The 235-nt window shown below is 39.1% G+C and carries 1 pseudogene; it reads right to left on the bottom strand.

Features of this window, described 5'->3' with window-relative positions:
- Positions 1 to 235, bottom strand: a pseudogene (locus ACRHOC_RS15210) (threonine/serine dehydratase); the annotation flags it as partial.

Genomic DNA, 235 nt, shown 5'->3' with positions numbered 1-235 from the left:
CTTGAAGTTTCTATTATAATCTTCATGCGTTCCCATATAAGTCGCATCGCTGCAATAATCTCATCTACTTCAACTCTAATAATGCGATCTACATACTTCTGAATTATTGGAAAATTTCGAGCTCCAAGATGGGTTCTTAAACCAACCGCAACCGTAATAAAGGTTGTATTATATTCAATTTTCCCAGAAAGTAACGACCTGTAGGCAACAGCAGCCACCATAGGCTCACCTCCGA

This window comes from Winogradskyella poriferorum (assembly GCF_050618035.1).
In the GTDB taxonomy this organism is placed as follows: domain Bacteria; phylum Bacteroidota; class Bacteroidia; order Flavobacteriales; family Flavobacteriaceae; genus Winogradskyella; species Winogradskyella poriferorum_A.
The sequence above is the reverse complement of the archived record's forward strand: the minus strand, read 5'-3'. Positions and strand labels throughout refer to the sequence as shown.